Consider the following 893-nt stretch of genomic DNA (forward strand, 5'->3'; position numbering starts at 1 on the left):
AAGCCTCCGACCTATCCTACACATCGCGTGCCCAAATTCAATGCTAAGCTATAGTAAAGGTTCACGGGGTCTTTTCGTCCCATCGCGGGTAATCGGCATCTTCACCGATACTACAATTTCACTGGGCTCACGGTTGAGACAGTGTCCGGATCATTACACCATTCGTGCAGGTCGGAACTTACCCGACAAGGAATTTCGCTACCTTAGGACCGTTATAGTTACGGCCGCCGTTTACTGGGGCTTCAATTCAATGCTTCTCCCAAAGATGACATCTCCTCTTAACCTTCCAGCACCGGGCAGGTGTCAGGCTGTATACTTCTACTTTCATATTTGCACAGCCCTGTGTTTTTGTTAAACAGTTGCCTGGACCTATTCTCTGCGCCCTCTCTTGCGAGGAGGGACCCTTTATTCCGAAGTTACAGGGTCAATTTGCCTAGTTCCTTAACCGTGATTCACCCAAGCGCCTTAGTATATTCAACCCGACTACGTGTGTCCGTTTGCGGTACGGGTACCTCCAACGTTAAGCTTAGCGGATTTTCTCGGCAGTCTGCTTACCCACACTATCACCGCTACCCGAAGGTGTTGGTGTACTGTCAAGTTCGACTCTTCCCGTGGATTTGCCTGCGGGAATCTACATCTACACTCTTTAACCGGCTATTCCGTCAGCCGGCGGTGGTGTCACTGCTGCGTCTCCACATCGCCATTGGAGGTAGTAACGGAATCTTTACCGTTTCTGCCATCGGTCTCGCCGTTCGGCTGAACCTTAGGTCCCGACTTACCCTGATCCGATTAGCGTTGATCAGGAAACCTTAGTCTTTCGGCGAGGGGGTTTCCCACCCCCTTTATCGTTACTTATACCTACATTTGCTTTTCCATACGCTCCAGAGTGGCTC

General features: G+C 50.6%; 1 rRNA gene. It reads right to left on the bottom strand.

Features of this window, described 5'->3' with window-relative positions:
• Positions 1-893, bottom strand: a 23S ribosomal RNA gene (locus I6E11_RS14695); the annotation flags it as partial.

This window comes from Bacteroides caecigallinarum (assembly GCF_021531075.1).
In the GTDB taxonomy this organism is placed as follows: Bacteria; Bacteroidota; Bacteroidia; order Bacteroidales; family Bacteroidaceae; genus Phocaeicola; species Phocaeicola caecigallinarum_B.